This is a genomic window from Dyadobacter sp. BE31, assembly GCF_031457695.1.
Taxonomy (GTDB): Bacteria; Bacteroidota; Bacteroidia; order Cytophagales; family Spirosomataceae; genus Dyadobacter.
Window position 1 is genome coordinate 122,188 of sequence record NZ_JAVDXA010000008.1, and the last position, 26,353, is coordinate 148,540.

Here is a 26,353-nt window from a genome sequence, read left to right on the forward strand (position 1 = left end):
ATGAGAAAACTTTTCCTCTGGATTTTCGTAGTGCTTTCCGGCACCGTTTCGGGGCAAATCCGCAAGTTGACGCTCGAAGAAGTGGTGCAACAGTCGAAGGAGCAATCCATTGCCTCTAAGCAGGCAGTGACGCAAAAAAAGACCAATTACTGGCAGTTTCGTTCGTTTCAGGCCGATTACAAGCCGCAGCTGAGCTTACTGGGCACAGTTCCGGGTTTTACGCGGTCCTATATTCAGGTAGTGCAGCCTGATGGTACAGTCTCTTTCCAGCAGGTTTCGAACAACAATTCGACGCTCAACCTGTCGCTCAGCCAGAGTATCGCGCTTACCGGCGGTACGGTTTATGTGCAGCAGCAAATGCAGCGTTTCGACGATTTCCAGCGTGATGTGACACGTTACAACGGCATTCCGTTTGAAATAGGCATCAAGCAGCCATTGTTTCGATTCAATCCCCTCAAATGGGATCGCAGGATATCGCCTTTGAAATACCAGGAGGGCAACCAGCAATACATCCAATCGCTGGAACAGGTGGCGCTGGATGCAACCGGTTTTTATTTCGACTTGCTGGTCTCGCAGGTGAATTTGCAGATTGCCGAGAAGAACCGGAGCAACAATGATACGTTGTTTAAAATCGCAAAACACAAGTTGGAGCTGGGCAAAATCTCCCAGAATGACCTCTTGCAACTGCAAATGGGGCTGCTTACCGCCCAGAAGGACCTCGCTTCGGCTCAGCAATCGGCGGCCGTGGCCTCGCTTAAATTGAAAATGTACATGGGCTCGCGCGATGAGCGGGAACTGGAACTGGGCATCCCGGCAGAAGCCAGTGAATTTGCGATTGATCCCCGGGTTGCCCTCGACGAGGCATTTGCAAACCGCTCTGCCTCGGTGGCATTCCGGCGAAGGCTGCTCGAAGCCGAGCGCGATGTGCAGCAGGCAAGGAAAGACAACGGACTGAATGCGACGCTGAATGCCACTTTCGGGTTGTCGAACCAGGGTAGCCTCCCGCGCGATGTGTACGTGAGCCCGCAGGACCGCGAGTTTGTGGAGCTTCAACTCACGCTGCCGATCCTCACCTGGGGGCGCAACAAGGCAAGAACCGAGGTAGCCCGCGCTGCTCAGGAATTTGCGCAGCAATCGGTGGAGCAGGATAAGCTTACCTTTGAACAGGAAATATTTACCCAGGTAACCCTTTTACAAATGCTGCAAAAGCAGGTAAAACTCACGCAGGTCGCCGACGGCATCGCCGCCGACCGCTACCAGATCGCCAAGGAGCGTTTCATCCTCAGCGATCTCAGCGTAACCGACCTCGGCATTGCCACGCAGGAAAAGGACATCGCCCGCCGTGACTACATCCTGGCATTGCGGGATTACTGGCAGGCGTATTACAGCCTGCGGCTGCTGACGCTTTATGACTTTGAGCTGAACAGGAAAATTGCGTATTGACCGCCGACCACAGACCACCGACTGCCGATCGCATGCGAGTATCATTGAATTTGATTTTATAATTAAAAGATAAAAAGCAAAACAGCTGGCTTGACCTGCATCGCAACAGACTACCATTCGGCGGTCGGCGGTCGATGGTCGGCGGTCATAAAATAAAACATCCAACATTAAAGTACCAACGCCATGATCAGACTCCAAAACGTAGAAAAAGTTTACCGCACGAGTTCCATTGAGACATTAGCTCTGAACAACATCAACATCGATGTGAAGAAAGGGGAGTTCGTGTCTATCATGGGACCTTCGGGTTGCGGGAAGAGTACCTTGCTGAATATCATCGGGCTGCTCGATGCGCCTTCGAAAGGACAAATCGAGATCGACGGCTCGCCGGTGGAGCGTTATACCGACAAACACCTGGCCGAATTGCGCAACCGCAAGCTGGGCTTTATTTTTCAGAGCTTTCACCTGATCAATGATCTATCGGTGATAGATAACGTCGAAATTCCGCTGCTTTACAGGAATACGTCGGCCAGGCAGCGCCGCGAGCTTGCACAGGCAGCATTGGAAAAAGTGGGGTTGAGCAACCGCATGAAGCATTTTCCCAAACAACTTTCGGGTGGACAGAAGCAGCGCGTCGCCATCGCGCGGGCGATCGTGGGGAACCCCGAAATCATACTTGCCGATGAGCCCACGGGCAACCTCGACAGCGCCATGGGCAACGAAATTCTGGGTATTCTTCAAAAGCTGAATAGTGACGGCGCCACCATCGTAATGGTCACCCACGACGAAGCGATGGCGAAAAAGACCGACAGGCTCATCAGGCTGTTTGACGGCACGCAGGTGAGTTAGGGGCCGCAGGCCCCGACCGCCGACCATTGACGGCCGACGGCCGATCGCAAATATGCGACCACAGGAGGCCACTTATAGCAAGAAAACAGGTAATCGGCGGTCAGCGGTCGGCCGTCAATGGTCGGCGGTCAACCCATCCAATTGCTACTATATAAACATTAACGCCATGCTCTCAAACTACATAAAAATCGCCTGGAAGGTACTGCTGCGGCATCCCTTCTATACTTTCATCACGCTGTTCGGCATCACCCTTACGTTGACGGTGCTGATGGTCGTGACCTCTTTCCTCGACCATCTTTTCGGGGCGCATTATCCGGAAAACAAAAGAAGCCGGTCGCTCTACATTGCCAGCATCGTTCAAACCGATTCTGCGAACACCACCATGTCGTCGGGGCCTGCATCTTTCGAGTTTCTGACCAAGTATGCCAAGTCGATTAAATCGGCTGAGCGCGTCGCAATCATGAGCAATTTCAGCTTTTCGAATGCTTATACCAATGGGAAGCGGATCAAGCTGAACACCAAATACACCGACGTCGATTTCTGGTCGGTGACCGACTTTGAATTCCTCGAAGGCAAGCCTTACGACGAAACGAACATCCGCAATGCCGACCATGTGGCGGTGATTACGGACGCGCTGCGCGACCAGTATTTTGGCAGCGATGCAGAAACGGTGGTGGGAAAAACGATCGATATCGAAAATATCAATTTTCGGGTGATAGGGGTAGTGAAAGGAAGCCCGCCAACGAGGGTTTACACTTATTCGGATGTTTATTTTCCCTATACCGCGCCCAAAAGCAACTATGAGAACAAGGGCATCCGCGGGCGGTTTGCAGCCATTGTATTGACCAAAAACAAGGGTGACCTTCCGGCTGTGCAGGCGGAGTTCGATAGCTACGTGTCCCGTATCCCCCGCTCGGAATATTCGGACAATAATCGGTTCAATGTTCTAATCGTGAAGGCCGATACCTATTTTGACCATTTTCTCAATATGTTCACCAGAAGCGAAAAGGACCGCATTGCATTGTATGCGATCGTGGGGCTGGTGCTGCTGATGATCATGGGACTGCCGGCGGTGAACCTGGTGAATGTCAACATCAGCCGCATTCTCGAACGCGCTTCGGAAATCGGCGTCAGGAAGGCGTTCGGAGCCCCTTCGAAAGCGCTTTTGTGGCAGTTTATCATCGAAAACGTATTCATTACCTTCATCGGCGGTGCATTTGCGCTCATCCTGACGCTCGTGATCATCCATTTCATCAATTCCAGCGGGTGGATTGCCTACGCCGATCTGACGATCAACCTGCCCGTATTCCTGGTCAGTGTGTTGGTATGCCTTGTTTTCGGACTATTGTCGGGCGTTTTACCAGCTTTCAGAATGTCGAAATTGAAAATAGCGGAAGCGCTGAAAGCTTGACTTAACCAGGGCTTTGAATTACAGCGGCTCCAATGCGGCCACTCAACATTCAGTCATCGCTCCGGCGACCCGGTCAATCATTCAATCATTAAAAATTGACTACCATGCTACGACATCTTTTTAAATTAATATGGAATAAAAAAGGCACGCATTCCCTGCTCATTATCGAGGTATGGGCCGCTTTTATGGTGCTTTTCGGCGTACTCACGCTCATTGTTTTCAACCTGCGCAATTATTTACAGCCCATTGGCTTCCAATACGAACAGGTATGGAACCTGGAATTGTCTTCCAACCAGGATACCACCGATGTCGCCGCGAAATTGCAGCGGACGATGCAGCGGGTAAAGTCGTATTCAGAGGTCACCGCTGCCAGCCGCATGAGCAGCAATACGCCCTTTTCGGCCAATCAGATCGGTAATTCGGTAACTTATAACAAGGTCAGCGTAGGCGGAGATTTTTATTACACCGACACCGAACTAGCCAAAGTACTTGATTTACCTCTTAAAAAAGGACGATGGTATGCTGAAAGCGACCTGGCCGGTAAGTTCATTCCGATCGTGATCAACCAGGTAATGGAAGACAAGCTGTTCCAGAACGAGTCGGGCCTGAACAAGGTCATTAAGCGCGACGACAAGACCATGTATAAGGTGGTTGGTATTGTAGACAAGTTCAAGGCGAAGGGGCTGTTTATGTCGGATAATCCCGCACTTTTTCAGATTTTGGAGAAAAACGACCGTTGGAATTCGAATATTCTCATTAAAACCAAACCGGGTACGGACGCGAACTTCGAGGCACGGCTGGTGAAGGACGTTGCGATGATGCTGCCCGGCTGGGGCGTGGAAGTGGGGTATCTCAAAGATTCGCGCAAGAATCGTGAAAATCTGACCCTTGTGCCTGTGCTTATTTTCCTGATTGTGAGTGGATTCTTGCTTACGAATGTCGCATTAGGCCTTTTTGGTGTATTAAATCTGAATATTGCCAAACGCAAGGGCGAAATAGGTCTGCGTCGTGCCATGGGTGCAACGGAGGCCGGGGTAACGGGCCAGTTTCTCGGCGAGATATGGGTGCTGGCGACATTCAGCCTCGTTATCGGCCTTATTTTTGCCGTCCAGTTCCCATTGATGAATGTTTTTGACCTGGATAAGGAAATTTACATCATCGCGATGTTGGCCGCCGTCGCCGTAATTTATATCATTGTAACACTATGTGCCTGGTTCCCCAGCAAGCAAGCCGCCACGATACACCCGGCTGTCGCTTTGCATGAGGAATGACCGCCGACTGCCGACCGCGGACCGCCGAATAGTGGTTTGTGAAAGTCATGTGTTGTCATTTATAGTCAGGTATTGTTATTTGTGATCCGCTGACTACTCGCTGACAACACATGACAATATCTGACAGCAATTCCTTATTCGGCGGTCAGCGGTCCATGGTCAAAATACATCGTTCATAAAACACTACCATGCTCCTTATCGTAGACGACGACCAGGCCATCCGTACCTCCCTGTTGCTTCTTTTGAAAAAGGAGGGCTTTGAAGTTCGTGGGGCTGGGTCGCCGGAGGAAACATTTGAAATACTGAAAGCAGTGACGCCGAAGCTGATATTGCTCGACCTCAATTTCTCGATCGAAACATCGGGACGGGAAGGAATGCATTTGCTGCAACGGATAAAAAAACACAATGCCGCTATTCCGGTGATACTGATTACCGGCTGGGGAACGATCGATCTCGCGGTGCGGGGAATGAAGGAAGGTGCCGCCGATTTCGTGACCAAGCCCTGGCAGAACGATTACCTGGTCCAATCCATCCGAACGATCCTGAACCTGGCCAAACCGGCGCAGCAGGCGGGAAGCCGGCGGAAGTTAGACCAGCAATACCATTTTGAAAACATTGTAGGGGAAGATCCGAAGCTGCTCGCCATCCTCGAAACCATTGGCCGGGTTGCACCCACGGACGCGCCCGTGCTCATTACGGGCGAGAGCGGGACAGGTAAGGAACTCGTTGCCGAGGCCATCCACCTCAACAGCCGCCGCAAAATGCGGCCGTTCGTGAAGGTGAACCTGGGCGGTATTTCTTCCACCTTGTTCGAAAGCGAGCTGTTCGGGCATGTGCGGGGCGCATTTACCGATGCTAAAACGGACAGGATGGGCCGTTTCGAAATGGCGCACCGGGGCACGATTTTCCTGGATGAGATCGGCGAACTGGACTTGTCGAGCCAGGTAAAGCTGCTCCGCGTGTTACAGGAGCGTACATTCGAGCCGCTGGGAAGCAGTAAGAGCCGGACAGTGGACGTGCGGGTAATATGTGCTACCAATCGTAATTTGGAAGAAATGGTGGCGCAGGGCACATTCCGGGAGGATCTCTATTACCGCATTAACCTGATCACCGTAAAATTGCCCGCATTGCGGGAACGGCCCGACGATATTCCGCTGCTCTCCGCGTTTTTCGCCGATAACCTGAAAACCATTTACAACCGGCCGGAACTGAAAATCAGCAATGCGGCTTTGAAATGGCTTAAAACATTACCGCTGCAAGGGAATATCCGCCAGCTCAAAAACCTGGTGGAGCGGACAGTACTCCTTGCCGGTGGCAATATGCTCGATATCGACGATTTCCAGCGTAACCTGCATGCCGGTAATGCGGCGTCCGCACACAAGCATGTGCCCGAAGTTGGCAGTATTACATTGGAGGAAATGGAATACCAGATGATCGTACGGGCCATGCAGCATCATCAGAACAAGGTAAGTAAAGTGGCCCGTTCGCTGGGGATTACCCGCTTTGCATTGTACCGGCGGTTGGAGAAATTCGGTATCTCGTTTGATTCGGAAGAAGTATGAGGTTGTCCACGAAAACGAAATACATTGCCTACATCGCGGCACTGCACCTGGTGCTGGTCCTGCTGGTTTACAAACTGCTATTTGAGAATAAGGCCCTTTTTATTGCCTCGGAAGTGTTTTTGCTGCTGTCGGCAGGCATGTCTATCATTCTCTACAACAATTTTATGCAACCTATCCAATTTGTGAAGTCCGGAATCGAAGCTATTAAGGACAAGGATTTTTCGATCAAATTTGTCCCGACAGGCAAAGGAGAGGTCGATGTACTGATCGAGGTTTATAATATGATGATCGACCAGCTGCGCGAGGAGCGGATCAAGCTGAACGAACAGCATTTTTTTCTGGAAAAACTCATCGAAGCATCGCCGATTTCCATCATTATTCTCGATTACGACGACCGCATCGAGTCGCTCAACAGCAAAGCAAAAAGCCAGTTCGGGCAAGATAATGGTTCATTAATGGGGAAGAAGCCCGAGGAAACCGACCTGCCATTACTCGCTGAACTCGCCGGCCTGCTGGACGGGGAATCCAGGTTGATCAAAACCAATGGCATTGCTACGTTTAAGGCGCAGCGCTCACATTTTATGGACCGCGGCTTCCGGCGGTCGTTTCTGATGATTGAGGAGCTGACTAACGAAATCCTGGAATCGGAGAAGAATGCTTATGGGAAGGTGATCAGGATGATGGCCCATGAAGTGAATAACACCCTTGGCGCCACTGATTCGATTTTGCAGACAACGACGCATTTGTTGCCGGACTCGGATTATGGCGATATCAAGGACGCATTGCAGGTGGCGTCGGAGCGGAATCAGCAGCTCACGCGCTTCATGCGTAACTTTGCGGACGTGGTGCGCCTGCCCGCGCCTGTACACGAACGCACGGATATGGGTGCGCTGACGCGCGACGTGGCTGTATTCATGCAGAATGCGGCTTCTATCCGGAACATAAAAGTGATAAATGAATCGCAGGAAAACGTATTCTGGCAGGTCGATAAGGGGCAGATGGAGCAGGTATTGATCAATGTGATAAAGAATGCCGTAGAAGCCTGCGAGAGCGGGCAGGAAGTGAGGGTCAGCGCGACGAACGAACGCCTGGCCGTCCGCAACAATGGAAAACCGATTGACCCGGATGTGGGCACCCAACTGTTCAACCCGTTTTTCAGTACCAAACGGGATGGGCAGGGCATCGGCCTCACATTAACCCGCGAAATACTGGGCAACCACGGCTTCGATTTTGCATTGGAAACCGGGCCCGATGGCTGGACGGAGTTCCGCATCAACAAATAGGAGTGTCAGGCTTTGCGCACGTTGATTGCGAAGGCCTTGGCCGGGTTAGCGACCATTAATGTGTGAATATCGGCTTCTGTAAATCCATTAGCCTTCAATGCGGGGACCAGCTTGTCGGATATCGTCGTAAAGCCCCGAAACTCGCCTCCATCCGGTTCTCCGGGACGGTACCAGCCCGCATCTTGCGAAATGAGCACCTGGGCGAGGCGTCCTTTGCTTTTCAAAAAAGTAAGCAGGTTCACGTGTTTGCTGATATTCTCCGCATTCACACCGTCGAGGCTGATCCAGCAGCCGCTTTGACCTACATTTTCAAGCTCCTCCGCGCTCCCGCTCGCATGTACCCACACGAATGCGGACGGATGCACACCCGATTTTTTCAGTATTTCAATTGCCTCGCGTGCCGGCAATGCAGGCCCCGTGTGGGAACATATGGTGAGCCCTGTTTTCAAATGCGTGAGTGCCGCGGCCCTGATCAGCTTTTGATGAAGTTCTGACAATGCACCGCTATTGACACCGGTTTTGATGAATCCGGGATGAATGCCGGAGCCTTCGATGCTATCCTCGAACTCGGCAATCCAGCGGCTTGCCAATTGCTCCGCGGTTTCAGTAAACGCCCATTTGGGTAAATACTTATTATCCGAAGCACCATAGTACCCGGTATTGGTCAGGATATTCAGGCCCGATTGTTCAGAGAGTTTTTTCAACAAAACCACATCCCTGCCAATGAATGCAGGGGTGCATTCCACCAGCGTTTGAATGCCGCGTTGTTTGATTTCGAGTAAATAGGGCAGGACTTTGCGGATTACCTCATCATGCTTCCAGCGATCCGGCGAAATCTTTTCCGCGCCGATAAAATCGACCAGCACGTGTTCATGGATCAGCGATTGGCCGAGCGCTGAGGCGGCGATTTTCCCTTTGACAGAATAGGTGTAAGGCTGCTCCGCAACGTCGCCGCTTGCCATGATGGGTGTCGCGGCTAGCGTGGTCAGGAATTGCCTGCGGGAAATGTGATTAGCCATATTACCTTTTGAGAAAGGAAATAAAAGATAACCAACGCGTCGATCTCCTACTTACTCAATAATAATAAACGGCGTAGGACTGAAAGAAATCACGAAAATCACAAAGGCGACGATGCCCAGAATAAACCGCGGAGTGTCGAGCGGCGTGTTGTCCTCAGTGTCGGGATGGCGGATGCCAAGAAAACGGCCCAGGATAAACACGAACGGCAGCAAATTGACGGAGCCTTCCCAATCCGGGCGGACGTAGCTCAGGGCAAACTGGCCGACGACGATCAGCAAGCTGATCATCAGTGCTGTCGACGGGTTATCGAATGCGCGTTTGAAACAGATGTAAAGGAAATAAACGTAAATGGCGAGATAGAAAAGCCGCTCGTAAAATACGGCGTCGCTACCGGTCGCGAAAGACTCGGTGCGGAACACGCCCAGGCCCGCATAAAACGCAAAAATGCCAAACAGAACCGGTGCTACGACATTGAAACGCTTCTTGCCGATCATACCATAGAGAATATGGCCTCCATCGAGCTGGCCGATGGGTATGAGGTTCAGCGAAGTGAAAAACAATGCCAGGTACCCCGCAAAAAGATAGGGGTAGTGGATGATCTCGTACGCGTGCGGCAAGCGTGCCGGGTCGGCCACGTAGTTTTTGAAAAACCAGAACAGGATATTGTCCCCGAGCATCAGGTTGCCGGCCGGATTTTCGTAAGCAAATTGAGGGTAATTCAGTCCGAAACGCTCGTATTCGGGGTGGATCTTGAAAATGTAGTCCGGCGGAGGCAAATGGGTGAAACCATACCAGAGCACTACCAATGCTGCCAGAAAGCCTGCCAGCGGTCCGGCGATGCCGATATCAAAGAACTTGACGCGGGATTTAACCACTTCCTTGATCCGGATGAATGCGCCCAGCGTGCCGATACTCTGCGAGATACCAAACCACAATGGAATGTAATAAGGTAGCGTAACCTTCACTTTATGTGCTTTCGCAACGAAGTAATGGCCAAATTCATGGATCGTAAGGATCAGCAGGAATGGTATCGAGAAATGAAAACCCTGGATGAATTCAGCCCAACCCATCGGTTTGGTGGGAATGGGCACTTCCTTACCGTCCGGTTGGCCAATCAGGAAAAACAGCATGTCGTAAACGAACTCGAATATGTTCCCGAACATCCATTCGGCACCGGCCATCGTCGTGGTGATGATGGTGATGATAAAAAGGGCTGCCTGGATGATGTGGGTTCGTGTGTTAGACTGCATAGTCTTTGAGGTATTCCAGAATAGTAACCGGCTTTTGGACATGGATGGTTTCGATACCGAGCTGCGATGCGCTGCGGATATTGTCCGCATTGTCGTCGAGGAAAAGCGTTTCTTCCGCTTTCAGACCGGCTTTGGCCAGCACTTCCTGGTAAATACGAGGATCGGGTTTCATCAGGCCCATTTCGTAGGAAAGAAAAACGATTTCGAACAAATCTTCCAGCTTTTCAATGCCTGTCGATGCTTCCAGGATCTTGTTGACCTGTGTAATATGGATCGAACTGGTGTTGCTGAGCAGGAACAGCCGGTATTTTTTCGCCAGCTTTTTGAGCAGTTCCACGCGCTCAGGCGGGAGGTCGAGCAGCAGGCTGTTCCAGGCGGTATCGATGGCTTCGTCCGACAAGTCAGGAAAATTCAGGATTTCGCGCACATAGTTCCGAAACGTGGGTTCGTCCATCAGGCCGGTTTCAAACTGGCGGAAAATCTCGCTCTCTTTGAAGATCGTGAGGATCTCGTGCTGTTCCCGCCCGCTCAGATCGGCGAATGACTTGGAAGCAATGGGAACGTCGATGTTGAGAATGACGTCACCGAGGTCGAAAATGATGTTCCTGATTTGGTCGTTTTTCATGGATATGCTTACGCTTCTACTACCACGCCCATTGCACAGAATTTATCGATACGCTGATCGATGCGGTCCTGCTCGCTGATGGCGCCGAGTTCGGCAATGTTTTCGAGAATTGTTCTTTTCAGCTCTTCGGCCATCCATTTGTGGTCGAGGTGGGCACCACCCAGCGGCTCGGCGATAATGCCGTCTACCAGCTTGTAGTTGGTCATATCCTTCGCCGTGATTTTCATCGCTTCGGCAGCCTGTTCCTTGAAATCCCAGCTTCTCCAAAGGATCGCCGAGCAGTTTTCAGGGGAAATTACCGAGTACCAGGTGTTTTCGAGCATCAGCACGCGGTCGCCGATGGCAATACCCAATGCACCGCCGGAAGCGCCTTCGCCGATCACGATACAGATCACGGGCACTTTCAGCATAAACATCTCTTTCAGGTTGCGTGCGATCGCCTCGCCTTGTCCGCGCTCTTCGGCTTCCATGCCCGGGAATGCACCCGGCGTGTCGATCAGCGTCACAATAGGCTTATTGAATTTCTCGGCCAGTTTCATCAGGCGCAAAGCTTTGCGGTAACCTTCCGGGTTCGGCATACCGAAGTTCCGGTGCTGGCGCTGCTTGGTGTTGCGGCCTTTTTGCTGCCCGATGAGCATGAACGACTGCCCTCCGACATTGGCCAGACCACCGATAATGGCCGGATCGTCGCGCACCTGGCGGTCTCCGTGCAATTCGATAAACTCGTCGCAGATCAGTTCGATGTAGTCAAGCGTGTAGGGGCGATCGGGGTGGCGGGAGAGTTGCACACGCTGCCAGCGCGTGAGGTTTTCAAATATTTCTTTTCGAAGGTTGGTGATGTTGCCTTCCAGCAACGCAATGGCGTCCGAAAAATCCACATTGTTTTCATTCGCCAACGCTTTCATTTCTTCGAGCTTGCGTTCGAGCTCGGCCATAGGCTTTTCAAAATCGAGGTATGTTCTCATAATTCAGGTTCTGTGATTAGTGGGCGGGATCAGGTGAGGTCAGAGTTCGTAAGTAGTGCCCCTCAACGGCGTTTCCACCGAATGATAGCCGATTTCCTGGATCTTACTTTGGAACTCAGCCATGCTTTGCTGCTCTCCGTGGACGAGGAAAACACGTTTCAGTTTTTCCGGATCCTGCATTTTTACAAAATTAATTAAGTCGTTTTGGTCTCCGTGGCCGCTAAATACGTCAATTTTTTCAATATTAGCCAAGACCGGATACTGCTTTCCGCGAATAGAGATCGTGTCCTGCCCGTTCAAAAGCCGCCAGCCAAGGGTTCCTTCGGAAGCATAACCGATCATCAGGATCGTCGCATAAGGATTGCCGATATTGGCCTCCACGTGCGCTTCCACGCGCCCGCCCTGCACCATTCCCGACGACGAAATGATAATGCAAGGCTCGTTATAGTTTGAAACGGCACGGCTCGCATCGGCGCTTTCGAGGTAGATCAGGTTTTCGAAATCGAAGAGCATATCGTTCTCCTCCTTAAAGTCGCGCGCCTCCTTGTTCAGCATCCGTGAATGCTTTTGGTAAACCTTCGTGCTGCTATGGGCCAACGGGCTGTCGGAAAATACTTTAATGTACGGAAATGAGCGGTCGAGGTACAGCTTGTTGAGCGTGTAAAGCAATGCCTGCGTCCTGCCGACACTGAATGACGGGATAATGAGCCTGCCCGGGATATCGATACAGGTGCGTTTGATCACATCCGCCAGGGTTTCTACCGTTCCGCGCTTGTCTTCGTGCAGGCGGTTGCCGTAAGTCGATTCGCAAATCAGGTAATCCACCTGCGGGATTTCCTGTGGGTCGATCAGCAGCGGATAGTTTTTGCGGCCGATGTCGCCCGAAAAGCACAGCCGCTTTTTCTCACCATCTTCATAAACCTCCAAAACAATATGTGCCGCACCCAGCAAATGGCCGGCCGCATAATAGGTAACCGTCACATTGTCGGCAATGCGGTAGCGCTGCCCGAATGCCACGGGCACGAAGTTGTCCATCGCCTCGATCACATGTTTTTCAACATAGTAATCCATAGGCACTTCCCGCTTTTTCTTACCGCTTCGTTTTTTGGAGTTAACGCGTGAATTGAGGCGCTTCTGGTGCAGGTTGGCCGCGTCTTTCAGCAAAAGCGACGTCAGGGCCATGGTAGGCTCGGTACAAACCACCCGTCCTTCGAAACCTTCCTTGTACAGGTTCGGAATGTTCCCTGAGTGGTCAATGTGCGCGTGTGTGAGCAGTACGGTGTTGATCAGACTGGGTTCAAACGGGAAAACGCTCTTCTGCTGTTCATATCTTGTTTTCTTACCGATCTCATCCAGATCAAAATCGGAGCCGCAGTCGATCAGGATGCGGTAGTCGTCCGATTCCAAAAGGAACATACTACCTGTGACCTGCTGCGAAGCCCCCCAAAATGTCAATTTCATATAAATAGTATGGGGTGAAAGCTATATTGCATTTTTCATCTGGCGGAAAAATCAATATCACTATTGTCTCATTTCTTTGTAAACTACTAATCGTTTGTCTAATATCTTACAAAAGTACCAAAAAAACAGCCTGAGAAACGGACATTAGTTACTAGATTAGAAGAAGCGGCATAAATTTTGTGCCTGGCGAATATTTAATATGATGAGAACCACCCTTCTTTTTCTTTGCATACTCCTGACAGGCCGCGCGGCGTCGGCGCAGCTCATCGACAGCACCGGACTGATCCGTTTCAGCGATGCCGTGCTCGAACTGCAAAACAGCGAATTCATGCGGAGCGGCTCGCTCGCGGTGAGTATAAAGGCCGTAAAAGAGGGTAATAGCGTATTTGCATTGAATGCGGAGCGTTCGCTGCCTTCGGCGTCCACCCTGAAACTCGTATCGACGGCAACGGTCCTCGCGCTCTTCGGCGGTGATTTCAAATTCCAGACTTTCCTCGAACACGACGGTGTGCTACGCGGCGACACGCTTGCTGGGAACCTCTACATTCACGGAACGGGAGATCCGTCACTCGGAAGTGACCGGTTCAAGGGTTATCCTACGGCATCGGAAATGATCAGCCGGTGGGTCGCGGCGGTGAAAAAGGCGGGCATTAAATACATCAAAGGCAAAGTCATTGCCGATGCTTCTTTTTTCGATAAGGAAGCTGTCGCGAGTACGTGGATATGGGGCGATATGGGAAATTACTATGGTGCAGGCGTCCAGGGGCTCAACTTCAACGAAAACCTGTACCGGGTAAAATTCAAACCCGGCGTAGAACCGGGAGATCCCACGACCGTCGTCGGTACGGAACCTGCGATTCCATATTTGTCTTTTACCAATCAGGTTACAACCGGTGAGCGCGGTTCGGGCGACCAGACGATCATTTACAGCAGCCCGCTCGGAAACAATGTGCTGCTCACTGGCACGGTACCGGCTGGCAATGCGGTTTTTACGGTAAAAGGCTCCATTCCTGATCCGGCGTGGTACACTGCCTACGCATTGAAGAATGCATTGTCGGGCAATGGAGTGGTGGTAGCAGAAGCGGAGCCTGTACCGGGCAATGAAGGGTTGCTTACGCCCAATCCAAAGAAGATTATCGACGAGTACAAATCGCCGCCATTGCGCGAACTGTGCCAACAGGCCAATTTTTGGAGTATTAACCTCTTTGCCGATGTATTTTTCAAGCAATCGGGCAAGCGGCTTTCGGGCAGTTCGGGGTTCGACGACGCGGCAACGGCCATTACCAGCTACTGGTCGGTGAGGGGAGCGGATTTGAGGGGGTTTTATATTAAAGACGGGAGTGGGTTATCGCCTTCCGGCTCCATCACCGCCGGTAGCCTGACGGACATTCTCAAGCTGGCCAACAAGGATGTAAGTTTTAAGGATTTTTACCAAAGTATCGCCATTCTGGGACAAAACGGAACGGTGCGTAATCTCGGAAAGGGCTCGCGCGCGGCGGGTAATATGCATGCGAAGAGCGGGTCTATTGAGGGTACGCGGGCGTTTGCGGGGTATGTGAATGCAAAATCGGGCGCGTTACTGAGCTTTACAATCATCGCGCACAAGTACGTGCCGGGGAGCAATCGGGTTATTTCCGATTCGCTGGTGAAGCTGATGGCGCTGATGGCGGAGTTGTGAGGAATTGTAATTGTTGTTACATCCCTGACGGGATTCCATTGAATTTGGATTGCGCCGTTTTCTACCAATGTTACGTGCCTAACGTCACTCGTAATGCAAGTGAAGAGTCGCGTTAGCGACGTAATATTGGTAGAAAAGGGAATGTATACGGTTTGAACTGAAATGCCGTAGGCAACTAACGTCAACTCGAAAGCACCTCTAAGAGAACTGATGAAGTCTAACCAAAGTATAAAATGAAACACCATTTCGGCGACCATTTGGACAGAACGGGCGATTATTGGACAATCGTCCCAAATATCGAAAGGTATTTCCGGGGGCTTCCTGCCGACATGGAAAACAAAAGCGCCGTAAAAATACTGACGATCAACAAACATCAGGAGCACTGGACGCAGGTCTTGGATTTGCCTAATCTGGAAGAACTGACGCTACATGACCCGAACAAAGAGCAGGTTCAGGCTGTTCGAAGACTAAGTCATTTGAAAAGGCTACGATTATCATTCTTTCGCGCGACCGACATCGAGTTTATAGGAGATCTGACGGATTTGGAAGAATTGGTTCTGGAATATGTATCCGGATTTTCAGACCTCACACCGCTTTCGAAATTACCAAAACTGAAATCTGTGCATTTTGAAAATCTTCGAAGGGTTTCAAGCTTCGACGGGTTACGCGGATGTGACAGTTTGAGGTATTTGCATATTGATGGCACACTTGATTGGAACCAACCAATTGAAAATTTTGAGTTTCTGAGGGAATTACCCAAGCTCGAAGTCTTTTCCTTGGGGTTCGTTACTAACAAGACAGAGTATCCCGCGTTACTTCCGGTTTTACATTTGCAAAATCTGAGTAAGATAAGGGTAGGCAGGAATACGTTCAGTACCAGGGAATATGCATTTCTGCAAGCAGCGTTGCCGAATGTAGCCGGGGCCTCGTTTGATCTCTGCTGGGCCTACAATGGTAAGTATGAATTCCTTGGCAAGCGGGCAGGTTTTGTGAAAATTGATAATCCGACAGCAAGCGAGCGTTGCGGTGAATTTACCAGTATGTTTGAGAAAATGAAGGAGGAGGCTGTCCGCCTTATCGAAAGCTACCGAGAAGGTTAGAACAATATCCTGGAATTACGTTCGCGTATTTTGTATGCGGAATGTTCGGACCGGCCGGAGGCCTGCGAATAGGAGGCACGAAGCGGGAGCTTCGCGCCATCCGTTTCACTACTGAACTACTTTCTCGATCACCAGATTGTGATTGGTATAAATGCAAAGATCGGCCGCGATCGTCAGCCCTTCCCTTACCATTTCTTCTGCACTCAAATGCGTAGCGTGCTTTTTCAATGCCTGCGCAGCCGATAATGCAAAGTTCCCGCCGGAACCAATGGATGCAATGCCATTCTCGGGCTCCAAAACATCCCCGGTTCCTGAAATGACCAGGATTTCATCCTTATTAGCAGTAATCATCATCGCTTCGAGCTTGCGCAGGTAGCGGTCGGTGCGCCAGTCTTTGGCCAGTTCAATGGCAGCCCGCTTCATATTGCCGCCGTAGCCATTCAGTTTTTCTTCAAAACGATCCAGCAAGGTGAATGCATCGGCCGTAGAGCCAGCAAAGCCGACGAGTATCTTGCCGCCTTGCAGCGTGCGGATCTTTTTTACATTACTCTTGGCAACCGTGTTGCCCATTGTAGCCTGGCCGTCCGCGCCTAGTGCGACAGTTCCGTTGTGCAATACCCCGAGGACGGTAGTAGCGTGTATTTTCTCCATATTGATATTTGAATGCAAATGTTTGTCGCGTTTGAAACAAAACCCTCAGAAAACAAAAGTGCCAGACCTTGCGGGCCTGACACTTTTTCATGCATTTGTATTGGGGTTAAACCAGCATGCTCATTGGCTCTTCCAACAGTTTCTTCACTGTCAGCAGGAATTGAGCTGCGGTAGCGCCGTCTACCACGCGGTGGTCGGCCGAAAGCGTTACTTTCATGATATTGGTCGGGTAAACCGTTCCATCTTCCTTGAAAGCAGCCACTTTCTTGATCGCACCGATCGCCAGGATACAAGAATCCGGCGGGTTGATGATCGCTGTAAACTCGTCTACACCGAACATACCTAGGTTCGATACCGAGAATGTATTGCCTTCCCAGTCTTTCGGTTGCAGTTTTTTATCTTTCGCTTTGCCGGCCAGGTCTTTTACTTCACCCGAAATGGCAGAAAGCGTTTTCTTGTCAGCCTCACGGATAACAGGTACCAGCAAACCTTCGTCCACTGCCACGGCTACACCGATGTTGACATAGTTGTATTTACGGATCTTGTCACCCAGCCATGCGGAGTTTACGGCAGGATGCTGCTTCAATGCCACGGCGCAAGCTTTGATCACCATGTCGTTGAAAGAGATTTTCGCGGTAGCCACTTCGTTCAGCTGCGGGCGCAATGCCATAGCCTTGTCCATGTTGATTTCCATGGTCACGTAGAAGTGAGGCGCAGTGAACAAGCTTTCGCTCAGGCGGCGCGCAATGGTTTTGCGCATTTGCGAAATTGGAGTATCGACAAAATCTCCCGTCGCAGGTGCAGAGGCAACAGGTGACGTTTCCGCTTTGGCAGCAGCCGGCGCAGCTTGTGCCGGAGCGGCAGCCGGAGCCGATGCTTGTGCAGCAGGTTTGAACTCGTCCACATCGCGTTTTACGATGCGTCCGTTGTCGCCGCTTCCTGAAACTTCGCTCAGGTTAATGCCTTTTTCGTCGGCCAGGCGTTTTGCCAATGGAGATGCTTTTACGCGCTCGTTGGAATCTGCCACTGAAACGGCTTTCTCTGAGCCATTTACGGCTGGTGCCGATGAAGCTTGTGCAGCGGCACCCGGTGCCGGCGCAGCAGCAGTTTCAGCAGGTGCTTCGCCATTTTCGCGGGCCAGCAATGCTTCCACGTTCGATCCTTCTTCACCGATTACCGCGATGATCGCGTCAACAGGTACAGCATCGCCTTCTTTAATGCCTACGTAAAGCAGCGTGCCGTCTTCGTATGCTTCCAGTTCCATCGTAGCCTTGTCGGTTTCAACTTCGGCCAGGATATCACCTGATTTTACTTTATCGCCTACTTTTTTCTGCCAAGAAACCAGCGTACCTTCTTCCATGGTATCGCTCATTTTAGGCATGCGAACTACTGCAGCGTTGATTTTCTCGGTAGAAACGGCAGGTTTCACGGCCGGGGCTGCCGCAGCAGGGGTGGGTTGTGGTGTTACTGTTTCAACAGCAGGAGCAGCTGGCGAGGCAGAAGCAGCCGCAGGAGCTGATCCGTTTCCGTTGCTGGCACCGTCGAGCAGCGATTGGTAATCTTCGCCCTCAGCGCCCACGATCGCCATGATACCGTCGATAGGTACTGCGTCGCCTTTTTTCACGCCGATATATAGAAGGGTACCGTCCCAGTAAGATTCGAGGTCCATGGTTGCCTTGTCGGTTTCCACCTCAGCAATCACTTCACCGGATTTAATTTTATCACCTACTTTTTTGTGCCATTCCGCGATAACACCTTCTTCCATGGTGTCGCTCATCTTGGGCATACGAATTACTTCTGCCATATCGCTTGTTAAGGTATTTTTTGTTCTTGGTCGAAATTCAGACTTTGGTCAAAATTACAATAAAAGGTGAATAGGAGAGATGTTTGACATTATAAAATTGCCCCTCCTGGTAGTTGAAGCCCTCGCTCGGGAAATTCATCCTTCTTGTAATGCTTGATAATCAGTGTGGTATGGCGGTTTGGAGCGTTTTTATCAATTTGCTACGCCTCAAACAGCATCCTCGCAACGTGCTTTCACTGCTTTCGGGCGATATATAAATGATCGGCCAAAAGATGTGAATTTAGCCATTCAGCAGCTTCCGGGCCCGGTTTTGGGACTGGAAGCCGAAGGGTACGGAAAAAGCTGCGGGCGACCCGCATGCGTTTTCTGAAAGTATAGGAAGTTTCGCCGAATGCATTCCCCGGGCGTTCCACGGTTACCGTGGCGCACTGCAAACCTGTTTTGGCGATCAGCCCGATAAGGTAGGGAGCATGGGGCAAATAGGACGTGAAGCCACCTGTCGCATCCTTTCTCGCTACCATGAAAAGCCCCGCATTCATCGGTATTTTCCTGCGAGAGAACCAATGTACCATTCCTTTGAAAAAATAGGAGGTAAGCAGCCGTCCGGGCGACTCATACTTCCCCTGGCGTTTCCCGAACACTACATCTACGCCCGGTTTTAATGCGTTGATCAGCGTGGGCAGGTTTTCAGGCTCGTCCTGCAAATCGGCGTCCATTGTGGCAACGAGTTCTCCCTTCGCAAATGCCATTCCGGCGATCAACGCGCTGCTCTGGCCGGCATTCCTTTTCAGATTAACAATATGATAGGAGACTGTGGGCGGCAGTTGTTGAAGGATAGCCAGCGAATGGTCGGGAGAAGCGTCATTGACATACACGATTTCACATGAAACCGGAAGCAATGCAGCCACCTGACTGATCCGCTCGTGCAGGGCCGCCAGCGTGGAAGCACTTTTATATACAGGAATAACAATGCTGATCATCAATAGCCCTTTTCGTAATTGACGACATTCAGCAGCGTTTCTCCGCGCATGTAGCGTGCGAGGTTTTCTTCAAAAAGCGGCTGCCATTTAAATTCCGGTCCTTCCAGGCTGCGGCCTACATGCGGGGTGATCAGTATCCGCGGTTCCGCCCACATCGGATGCGAGGCAACTAACGGCTCCTCTTCGAATACGTCCAGCCCGGCACCGGCGAGTTGGCCTGCTTGCACCCTTTCGAGTAATGCATGGTCGTCGAGCGTGCCACCCCTGCCGATGTTGATCACAAATGCCCGGTTAGGAAGCTGGTCCAGAATAGCCCCGTTTACAAAATGGTGTGTTCCCGGAGTTTTAGGAAGGCAAATGATCAGTGCATCGGTATCGGGCAGCTGGGCCTGCCAGTTTTGTTGCCCAAATATTGAAATGCCTTGTGCCTCTGAGTCTTCGGGTTGGTTTCTTACCGCGGCAACATGTCCGCCCATTGCTGTAATCAGCCGCGCGATCTCCTGCGCAAGGCTGCCCCATCCCAGGATCAGGCACCGGCTGCCATGCAATGTGCGTAACCTGTGCCGCTGCCATGAATGTGCATTCTGCTCGTCGCGCAGCAAATGAATATTGCGCAAGAGCGCCAGCAAAAGCGTGACGGTATGTTCGGCCAGCTCGGCGTCGTACACACCGCGGGCGCAGCTAAGGGTAACAGCCTTTTCGAGGAGCAGTTGTTTTTGGGTTAATATAATATCTACTCCCACAGAATTGGATTGCATCCAGCGGAGCTTCCCGGCAAAGGGAAGACTTTGGATAAAATAGCGGTTGCCCAGCACAATCTCAGCGTTTGTAATAAGCTTCTGCGCTTCTTCCAGTGAATGTGCAATGGCTATTTCCTGATCCGGCGCGGCCTGTTGCAGGCGCTGCAAGTGTGCCTGTACCGGGTCATACATCAGAAGGATCATGCGTGGTGCGGATTGGTGGTCCAGCTTTCAACCTGCTCGCGGAAAGCCTGGAAATCTGCGGACACTTGCTCCCCGGGCCGCCTGCGTGCTTCGTCGTACGCAGCCCGGATGTGATGGATCATGTGTTCCATGCTGTGATGGGCGTAGTCTTTAATGAATGTGCGGCGCAGAAAGCTGAAATCGATGCCAAGGCGGGCATATTCATTGATCAGGTATTTGCTGGCGATCGGCTGGCCGTTAGGCGGATAGGTTACACCTCCCGCACCGAGCGGTATAGCGAACTGCTCTCGAATGTCGGTTACCGTGCCATTCATGAGCGGAACGAAAATGTTCCTGCTGTTTTGCTGGATATGCAGGTCGTTGAGCCCGATATAGGCCCTGCGGAGTGGCAATTTGCTGAGTTCGGTGACGCAGTCGAGTGCCGAGGTCGTTTCAATGAGGATATTGAACCCGGCCCGCCCGCCGATCATTTGCAAGGTGTCACGTGCTTCGGCAACCGTCCTGACCATCGGCAGGAAGATCTCATCGGCCCCCGCGCGCAATGCGAGCTCGACCTCCTCATAAGTGTACTCGGGTGAGAAGCCGTTGATCCTGCAAATCAGTTGGCCTGCCGGCGTCACTTCCCGCACACGACACAGATCTTCATACGTGTCATAATTGATCTGTGTATCGAAATTCTCCTGCCTGAGCTTCTTTCCCTGATTCTCCCAATCGACGATGATGCCGTCCACGCCCGCTGCGATGGCCGTTCGGACGATCGCCGGGTCGGTCGAGAATAGAAAGAGCTGGAAATGGTTGTGTAAATTTTGCTTCACAAGGCTCTTGTTTTCTGTGCAACGATCAGGCAACTGGTCCCAAATGGGATTCTTGTTTTGTTTCGTATGGCATTTACTTCCCAGCCCAGCAGGCGTCTCAATAAACGCGCGGTGGCAGGGCGGCCAGCCATATGTTCGTTCCGTTTCTTTTCCGGAGTGTTATCTTTCTTAATCCCGAATTTTTCGGGCAATACGCGCGCGAACCACATAGGTGCCCACACGAGCGAGAAGAAATAGGTGGCGTAAGTGACCTTAAACCCAGCCTCTGCAAGTAATGCGGAGAGTTGTTCGAGGGTGTACCGCCTGAAATGCCCCAGCTGCACGTCGTTTTCGGACCACAGGCTCTGAAACGCGGGTACTGTGAGCATGATCCGCCCGTCGGGAGTAAGCAGCCGGTTAATATTTTCGAGAAAGGATTTATCATCGCTGATATGCTCCATCACATCGAAGAACCCAGCCGCCGGGGCTGTTCCATTAACTTTGGCTACGTATTCCTCCAAAGTATTCTGGATCGTCGACCGGATCCCTCTCTTCCGGGCATTCTCGATCCCGGTAGCGTAGGGTTCCACCAGCGTTACGTTGTAGCCCGCGTTCTGCATGGCCAATGCGGTAATGCCGTTGCCGCCTCCGATGTCCAGGAAATCTTTGGGAAAACCATTCGCCTTCATCGCCTCGACCAGGCATCCGTTCCGGTGCTGATACCAGAACGACATGTCTTCCATTTCGAAACACACCGAGTTGCCGTCGTCCGGGTAGGAAACAAGCCACTTTTCTCTTTTTTCTTCAATCATCTTTTTTCTGCTGTGATGATCTGGAATGGCAGAAAAGTGTTCAATCCCGGGATTTTTTCCAGGACCGGTTCGCTTTTCTGGCCCAATGTAGTATTGGAGAGGAAGGGTGGGTAAAAACCAAATCTTTTCATTTTCAAATTCTTCCAGCCTGCATAATCCATCGCACTGAACAGCTTCTTTTTAGTCATGTCCGCCACGCCTTTGTCCCCTTCCCACGACATATCCGGTGTGAGTGCGATTTGCAGGTAATAAAGCGGGTTGTAGGCGTTCGGTTCGAGAAATACGAGCTTTCCGCCCGGTTTGCATATCCGGTACATGGCCTGGAAACAAGCATGCAGGCTGTGGAAATGATGCAGGGCCATGAAACCCATTACCACATCGAACTGGTCGTTAAGCTCCTCGGGTGCATCCAAAATGTCGGCGGCGTGGAGCTTGACAGGGAATTTGTTGTCGTTATAAACCAATAGCTGCTGCAAAAGGAATGGCGACAAATCGAGCCCCTCCACCCGGTAGCCCTGGGCCAAGAAGTTCAGCGTGTACTTCCCCATTCCACAAGCCACGTCGATAATCCTGTCGGATTTTTTAATCCCCGCAAAATCGATTACTTCCTTCACATGCCTGCGCACGTAAGGCGAAGAAACCGGGATCATCGTTTTTTTGATCTTATGCCCGAAGTAGTCGAGCTGCTGATTGTTGTGAAATTTGATGTTGGAGACTACGATGCTCATAAAGAATGGGGATCTTTTGGTGTGTGAATATACGCAAAAATGTCCCCAATGGGCAACGCGTGAGCGATGACTTTTTAACCGGTAATAAATAATTTTCGGTTACATATACGTCACTGATTGTTAATGACTTCATAAAGACTCACATGCCAAATCGCCGAACGGAATATCGCCAGTTTGCGCAGGCCTGATTTTTCGGGGTTAGCGATGTTTTCCACAGACAAAATATAATTGCAGCCCAGGTTCCGCAGAGCCTCATGCGAGAGTGTAATCTGGCGCGCGGAAGGGGCCTTGCCGCGAGTCATATGCGTTTCAAAATAGGGTAGTCCCTGATCGTAGACGACAATACTCTGACTCCCCCAAAAATCGAAGAAGCCCCGGTTGTTACCGTTCTTTTCGAGTTCGTCGGCGATGATGTTGCGGAACTGATGTTTGTAAGGAAGCGGATAGTTGCTCGAATATCCGTCGATCGTCCACATGCCATTGTACTGGGCCACTGCCGGCGGAATGCCGATGCTGGCCACTCGGTAGGTCTCTACCGGCTTGCCAATCGCCGTTTTGATATTGTCAAACATCCTCTCGGCATAGTAATCCTCGTAGGTAAATATGTAGTGATAAGGAACAATGGAGACGAATTTTTTGACGAAGCGTTCGTAATACGTAGGCTGGTAGGCGAAGCAAACCGCAAGCTGCATGACTGCCACCACGGCCAAAACCCGACTTTGATAGCCGGGAGCGATCAGTAGCAATGCCTGCGCAGCCGCAATATGCCAAAGCAATTGCAAAAAGATATGAAACCTTTCCAGGCTGAACATCCGCAGCAGATCGGAGTTGTTCCGAAGCTCCACCAGCGGTTCCCAGTTAAGGATAGCAATATAAAAGCAGATCAGCGTAATAATGCCGAGTGTGATAGTGAGGCTTAGCGGCAATTCCTTTTTGCGAACGATATGTACAGCATAAACAAGGCACACAAACGGCAGGAGTACGAACGTGTGCAGCGACAAAGCCACATCCACATTCCCGAGCAGGAAATACCGGGCGAATATCTTAAAGCAAACACCCAACGACACCGGAAACCGCCGCATCTCCATCCGGTGCGACACAAATCCTTCGCCTCCGAGTAAATTCTGGATCAGGTCGATCTTCGTGATCAGATACACGCCCAGCAGGATCACAAAAGCCAGCAGCAGCATTTTGACAGGGCGTTTCTGAATGAAATCCACGCCGATCAGTACGCCGAATGCGAACAGGATAAACACCCCCGCAGACTGAAAGTTGGAGGTAAACGGAAACGCGCCCAGGATCAGCCAGTTCCAGATGGCCGGGCTGCCTTTACGGATATTCAGGATGACAAACAACAGGAGCGGCTGGCCTGCAATGCTCAGTCCCCAGGTCGGCAGGAAGGGAGTAAATGCAAATGATAAAGCGAGAAAGGCCGAAACAGGCTCGTTAGCTCCCAAATGCCGCCTGCAAAGCAGCCACATGCCGATCAGCGCGACGCCGCTGATAAAGACATTGTAGAACTGGAAAGCGGTAAAAGTCGGCAGCAGGAGATTGAGCCAGTAATACACATTATAAGTGCTCACCAACGTGAATTTCGGCACCCCTCCCATAAAGGGCTCGATGATCGCGTATGGGGGCGCCCACGCATAGGCTTGCTGCGTGGCGAGCCGGTACCACACCACAAACGAATCGAGGGAATCGAAAGCGTTGAAGAATGCCCCCGGCCCGAGGAAGATGGTGGGTGCATGATAAAGCAAAAATACCAGCAATAACCCTCTGAGGTAGTACTGCTGGTATTTTGCTTTCATATCGTGGAATTACTAGTTGATCTTCAAAACGGCCATAAATGCTTCCTGCGGAATTTCTACACTACCCACCTGGCGCATCCGCTTCTTACCTTTCTTCTGTTTTTCGAGGAGCTTGCGTTTACGGGAAATATCACCGCCGTAACATTTGGCCAAAACGTCCTTCCGCATGGCTTTCACGGTTTCACGGGCGATGATTTTCTGTCCGATGGCTGCCTGGATGGCAATCTCGAACATTTGCCGCGGGATCAGCTCGCGCAGCTTTTCGCAAAGCTTTTTACCCCATTCGTAAGATTTTGAACGGTGTACGATCGCCGACAATGCATCCACTGCCTCGCCGTTCAGCATCACGTCGAGTTTCACCATGTCCGATTCCTGGTAACCTGCCAGTTCGTAGTCGAGTGAAGCGTAACCGCGGGATATTGTTTTCAGTTTATCGAAGAAATCAAAAACCACCTCGGCCAGCGGGATGAGGAATTGCAGCTCCACGCGTTCGGCAGTAAGGTAAATCTGGTTTTTGAGGATACCCCGCTTGTCCATACACAGGTTCAGGATCGGGCCGATGTAGTCCGATTTAGTGATGATCTGTGCATTGATGTACGGCTCCTCGATGTATTTAATATGGTTAGGCTCAGGCATTTCCGACGGAGCGCTGATATTTAGGATCTTGTCTTTGGTAGTCAACACACGGAATTGTACGGATGGTACCGTCGTGATCACGGTCATGTCGAACTCGCGTTCCAGACGTTCCTGCACGATCTCCATGTGCAGCATTCCCAGGAAGCCGCAACGGAAACCAAAGCCAAGCGCCGCGGAAGTTTCAGGTTCCCAAACCAATGCCGCGTCGTTCAGCTGCAATTTTTCCATTGCCTCGCGAAGCTCTTCGAACTCGCTGGTGTCAACCGGGTAAATACCGGCAAAAACCATGGGCTTAACCTCCGAGAAACCTACGATCGCTTCACTTGCAGGGCGGTCGATATGCGTGAAAGTATCACCTACCTTCACCTCCTTGGCTACTTTGATACCCGAAATAAGGTAACCTACATCGCCGCATTCCACCACTTGCTTGGGGATTTGCTGCAAACCGAGGGTTCCGATTTCGTCGGCAATATATTCCTTGCCCGTCGCCATGAACTTCACTTTATCGCCTTTCCTGATGCTGCCGTTTTTCACACGGAAGATTACCTCGATACCGCGGTAAGAGTTGAAAACCGAGTCGAAGATCAATGCTTGCAACGGGCCTTCCGGATCGCCCACAGGGGCAGGGATGCGTTCTACGATCGCGTTCAGGATGTCCTCGATGCCGATGCCTTCCTTACCGCTGGCAGGGATAATGTCGGAACGCTCGCAACCCAGCAAGTCCACCATTTCGTCTTTGATTTCCTCGGGCATGGCACCGGGAAGGTCGATTTTGTTCAGAACGGGGATGATTACCAGGTCGTGGTTGATCGCCAGGTAGAGGTTGGAGATCGTCTGTGCTTCGGTACCTTGCGAGGCATCTACGAGCAGCAATGCGCCTTCGCAGGCAGCGATCGAGCGCGAAACCTCGTAGGAAAAGTCCACGTGGCCCGGCGTGTCGATCAGGTTAAGTATATATTCTTCTCCTTTATAAACATAGTTCATCTGGATCGCGTGGCTCTTGATAGTGATGCCGCGTTCACGTTCCAGATCCATATTGTCGAGCAATTGCGCCTGCATTTCGCGCTGCGATACAGTTTTGGTAAATTCCAGCAGACGGTCCGCCAGGGTACTTTTCCCGTGGTCAATATGGGCAATAATGCAAAAATTACGGATTTTCTTCATGAAAGTTGTTCCTATTCCAATGCTTTGAATATATAGTTCAGGTCAAAGCAATCACAAAATTACGAGGGTAATTAATATTTCAAGACGTTTTCAAACAGAAGTTCAAACTAAAAATGA

The 26,353-nt window shown here is 51.2% G+C and carries 22 protein-coding genes; 8 read left to right on the plus strand and 14 right to left on the minus strand.

The window, feature by feature from the left end:
- The 6 genes from J2Y43_RS30465 to J2Y43_RS30490 all read left to right on the plus strand — a co-directional run bounded on the left by J2Y43_RS30465 (nucleotide 1) and on the right by J2Y43_RS30490 (nucleotide 7,816).
- Nucleotides 1-1,443, plus strand: coding sequence for a TolC family protein (locus J2Y43_RS30465; RefSeq protein ID WP_309991661.1), 1,443 nt, complete (start codon nucleotides 1-3; stop codon nucleotides 1,441-1,443).
- 183 nt (nucleotides 1,444-1,626) lie between these two features.
- A complete protein-coding gene (locus J2Y43_RS30470; protein ID WP_309991664.1) occupies nucleotides 1,627-2,289 on the plus strand; it encodes an ABC transporter ATP-binding protein in 663 nt (220 codons plus the stop codon).
- A gap of 166 nt (nucleotides 2,290-2,455) precedes the next feature.
- Nucleotides 2,456-3,700 (plus strand): ABC transporter permease, encoded by a 1,245-nt coding sequence (locus J2Y43_RS30475; protein WP_309991667.1) that lies wholly within the window; start codon nucleotides 2,456-2,458, stop codon nucleotides 3,698-3,700.
- A gap of 104 nt (nucleotides 3,701-3,804) precedes the next feature.
- The gene (locus J2Y43_RS30480; protein ID WP_309991669.1) at nucleotides 3,805-4,971 is read left to right on the plus strand and encodes an FtsX-like permease family protein; all 1,167 of its coding nucleotides are present in this window, start codon (nucleotides 3,805-3,807) and stop codon (nucleotides 4,969-4,971) included.
- Nucleotides 4,972-5,159: 188 nt separating this feature from the next.
- Complete coding sequence (locus J2Y43_RS30485; RefSeq protein ID WP_309991672.1) at nucleotides 5,160-6,533, plus strand: sigma-54 dependent transcriptional regulator; 1,374 nt, start codon at nucleotides 5,160-5,162, stop codon at nucleotides 6,531-6,533.
- Nucleotides 6,530-7,816 (plus strand): ATP-binding protein, encoded by a 1,287-nt coding sequence (locus J2Y43_RS30490; protein WP_309991675.1) that lies wholly within the window; start codon nucleotides 6,530-6,532, stop codon nucleotides 7,814-7,816. Before J2Y43_RS30485 ends, J2Y43_RS30490 begins: the two co-directional genes overlap by 4 nt.
- Before the next feature lie 5 nt (nucleotides 7,817-7,821).
- On the opposite strand, the gene J2Y43_RS30495 is transcribed toward J2Y43_RS30490, so the two are convergent.
- The 5 genes from J2Y43_RS30495 to J2Y43_RS30515 are packed head-to-tail and all read right to left on the minus strand — an operon-like array spanning nucleotide 7,822 to nucleotide 13,137.
- Nucleotides 7,822-8,835, minus strand: a complete 1,014-nt coding sequence (locus J2Y43_RS30495; RefSeq protein ID WP_309991678.1) for a phosphotriesterase — start codon at nucleotides 8,833-8,835, stop codon at nucleotides 7,822-7,824.
- Between the two features lie 51 nt (nucleotides 8,836-8,886).
- Entirely contained in the window at nucleotides 8,887-10,086 is a 1,200-nt protein-coding gene (locus tag J2Y43_RS30500) for a site-2 protease family protein (RefSeq protein WP_309991679.1), read from the minus strand.
- Nucleotides 10,076-10,711, minus strand: coding sequence for an HAD family phosphatase (locus J2Y43_RS30505; protein ID WP_309991683.1), 636 nt, complete (start codon nucleotides 10,709-10,711; stop codon nucleotides 10,076-10,078). The genes J2Y43_RS30500 and J2Y43_RS30505 overlap by 11 nt, the downstream gene beginning before the upstream one ends.
- Before the next feature lie 8 nt (nucleotides 10,712-10,719).
- Nucleotides 10,720-11,676, minus strand: coding sequence for an acetyl-CoA carboxylase carboxyltransferase subunit alpha (locus J2Y43_RS30510; protein WP_106599223.1), 957 nt, complete (start codon nucleotides 11,674-11,676; stop codon nucleotides 10,720-10,722).
- 39 nt (nucleotides 11,677-11,715) lie between these two features.
- The gene (locus tag J2Y43_RS30515; RefSeq protein WP_309991691.1) at nucleotides 11,716-13,137 is read right to left on the minus strand and encodes an MBL fold metallo-hydrolase; all 1,422 of its coding nucleotides are present in this window, start codon (nucleotides 13,135-13,137) and stop codon (nucleotides 11,716-11,718) included.
- A 199-nt stretch (nucleotides 13,138-13,336) separates the two neighbouring features.
- Between J2Y43_RS30515 and dacB the strand changes: the two genes are divergently transcribed.
- Nucleotides 13,337-14,815, plus strand: coding sequence for a D-alanyl-D-alanine carboxypeptidase/D-alanyl-D-alanine-endopeptidase (gene dacB, locus J2Y43_RS30520; protein WP_309991694.1), 1,479 nt, complete (start codon nucleotides 13,337-13,339; stop codon nucleotides 14,813-14,815).
- Nucleotides 14,816-15,048: 233 nt separating this feature from the next.
- A complete protein-coding gene (locus J2Y43_RS30525; RefSeq protein ID WP_309991697.1) occupies nucleotides 15,049-15,915 on the plus strand; it encodes a hypothetical protein in 867 nt (288 codons plus the stop codon).
- 108 nt (nucleotides 15,916-16,023) lie between these two features.
- Here the strand turns inward: J2Y43_RS30525 and hslV are convergent, their stop codons facing one another.
- The 9 genes from hslV to lepA all read right to left on the minus strand — a co-directional run bounded on the left by hslV (nucleotide 16,024) and on the right by lepA (nucleotide 26,236).
- Nucleotides 16,024-16,566 carry an ATP-dependent protease subunit HslV gene (hslV, locus tag J2Y43_RS30530; protein ID WP_015815054.1) on the minus strand — a complete coding sequence of 181 codons (543 nt, stop codon included), beginning with the start codon at nucleotides 16,564-16,566 and terminating at the stop codon, nucleotides 16,024-16,026.
- 106 nt (nucleotides 16,567-16,672) lie between these two features.
- Nucleotides 16,673-18,370 carry a pyruvate dehydrogenase complex dihydrolipoamide acetyltransferase gene (locus J2Y43_RS30535; protein WP_309991703.1) on the minus strand — a complete coding sequence of 566 codons (1,698 nt, stop codon included), beginning with the start codon at nucleotides 18,368-18,370 and terminating at the stop codon, nucleotides 16,673-16,675.
- Nucleotides 18,371-18,603: 233 nt separating this feature from the next.
- Nucleotides 18,604-19,350: a glycosyltransferase family 2 protein gene (locus J2Y43_RS30540; RefSeq protein ID WP_309991706.1), complete on the minus strand. Its 747-nt coding sequence runs from the start codon at nucleotides 19,348-19,350 to the stop codon at nucleotides 18,604-18,606.
- Nucleotides 19,350-20,294 (minus strand): D-2-hydroxyacid dehydrogenase, encoded by a 945-nt coding sequence (locus tag J2Y43_RS30545; protein WP_309991709.1) that lies wholly within the window; start codon nucleotides 20,292-20,294, stop codon nucleotides 19,350-19,352. The genes J2Y43_RS30540 and J2Y43_RS30545 overlap by 1 nt, the downstream gene beginning before the upstream one ends.
- Complete coding sequence (locus tag J2Y43_RS30550; RefSeq protein WP_309991710.1) at nucleotides 20,291-21,109, minus strand: aldolase/citrate lyase family protein; 819 nt, start codon at nucleotides 21,107-21,109, stop codon at nucleotides 20,291-20,293. Before J2Y43_RS30550 ends, J2Y43_RS30545 begins: the two co-directional genes overlap by 4 nt.
- Nucleotides 21,106-21,900, minus strand: coding sequence for a class I SAM-dependent methyltransferase (locus J2Y43_RS30555; protein ID WP_309991713.1), 795 nt, complete (start codon nucleotides 21,898-21,900; stop codon nucleotides 21,106-21,108). Before J2Y43_RS30555 ends, J2Y43_RS30550 begins: the two co-directional genes overlap by 4 nt.
- Nucleotides 21,897-22,628, minus strand: a complete 732-nt coding sequence (locus tag J2Y43_RS30560; protein WP_223408625.1) for a class I SAM-dependent methyltransferase — start codon at nucleotides 22,626-22,628, stop codon at nucleotides 21,897-21,899. The genes J2Y43_RS30555 and J2Y43_RS30560 overlap by 4 nt, the downstream gene beginning before the upstream one ends.
- 110 nt (nucleotides 22,629-22,738) lie before the next feature.
- Nucleotides 22,739-24,436, minus strand: coding sequence for a DUF6044 family protein (locus J2Y43_RS30565; RefSeq protein ID WP_309991717.1), 1,698 nt, complete (start codon nucleotides 24,434-24,436; stop codon nucleotides 22,739-22,741).
- A 12-nt stretch (nucleotides 24,437-24,448) separates the two neighbouring features.
- Nucleotides 24,449-26,236, minus strand: a complete 1,788-nt coding sequence (gene lepA, locus J2Y43_RS30570) for a translation elongation factor 4 (protein WP_309991721.1) — start codon at nucleotides 26,234-26,236, stop codon at nucleotides 24,449-24,451.
- Nucleotides 26,237-26,353: the final 117 nt, after the last annotated feature.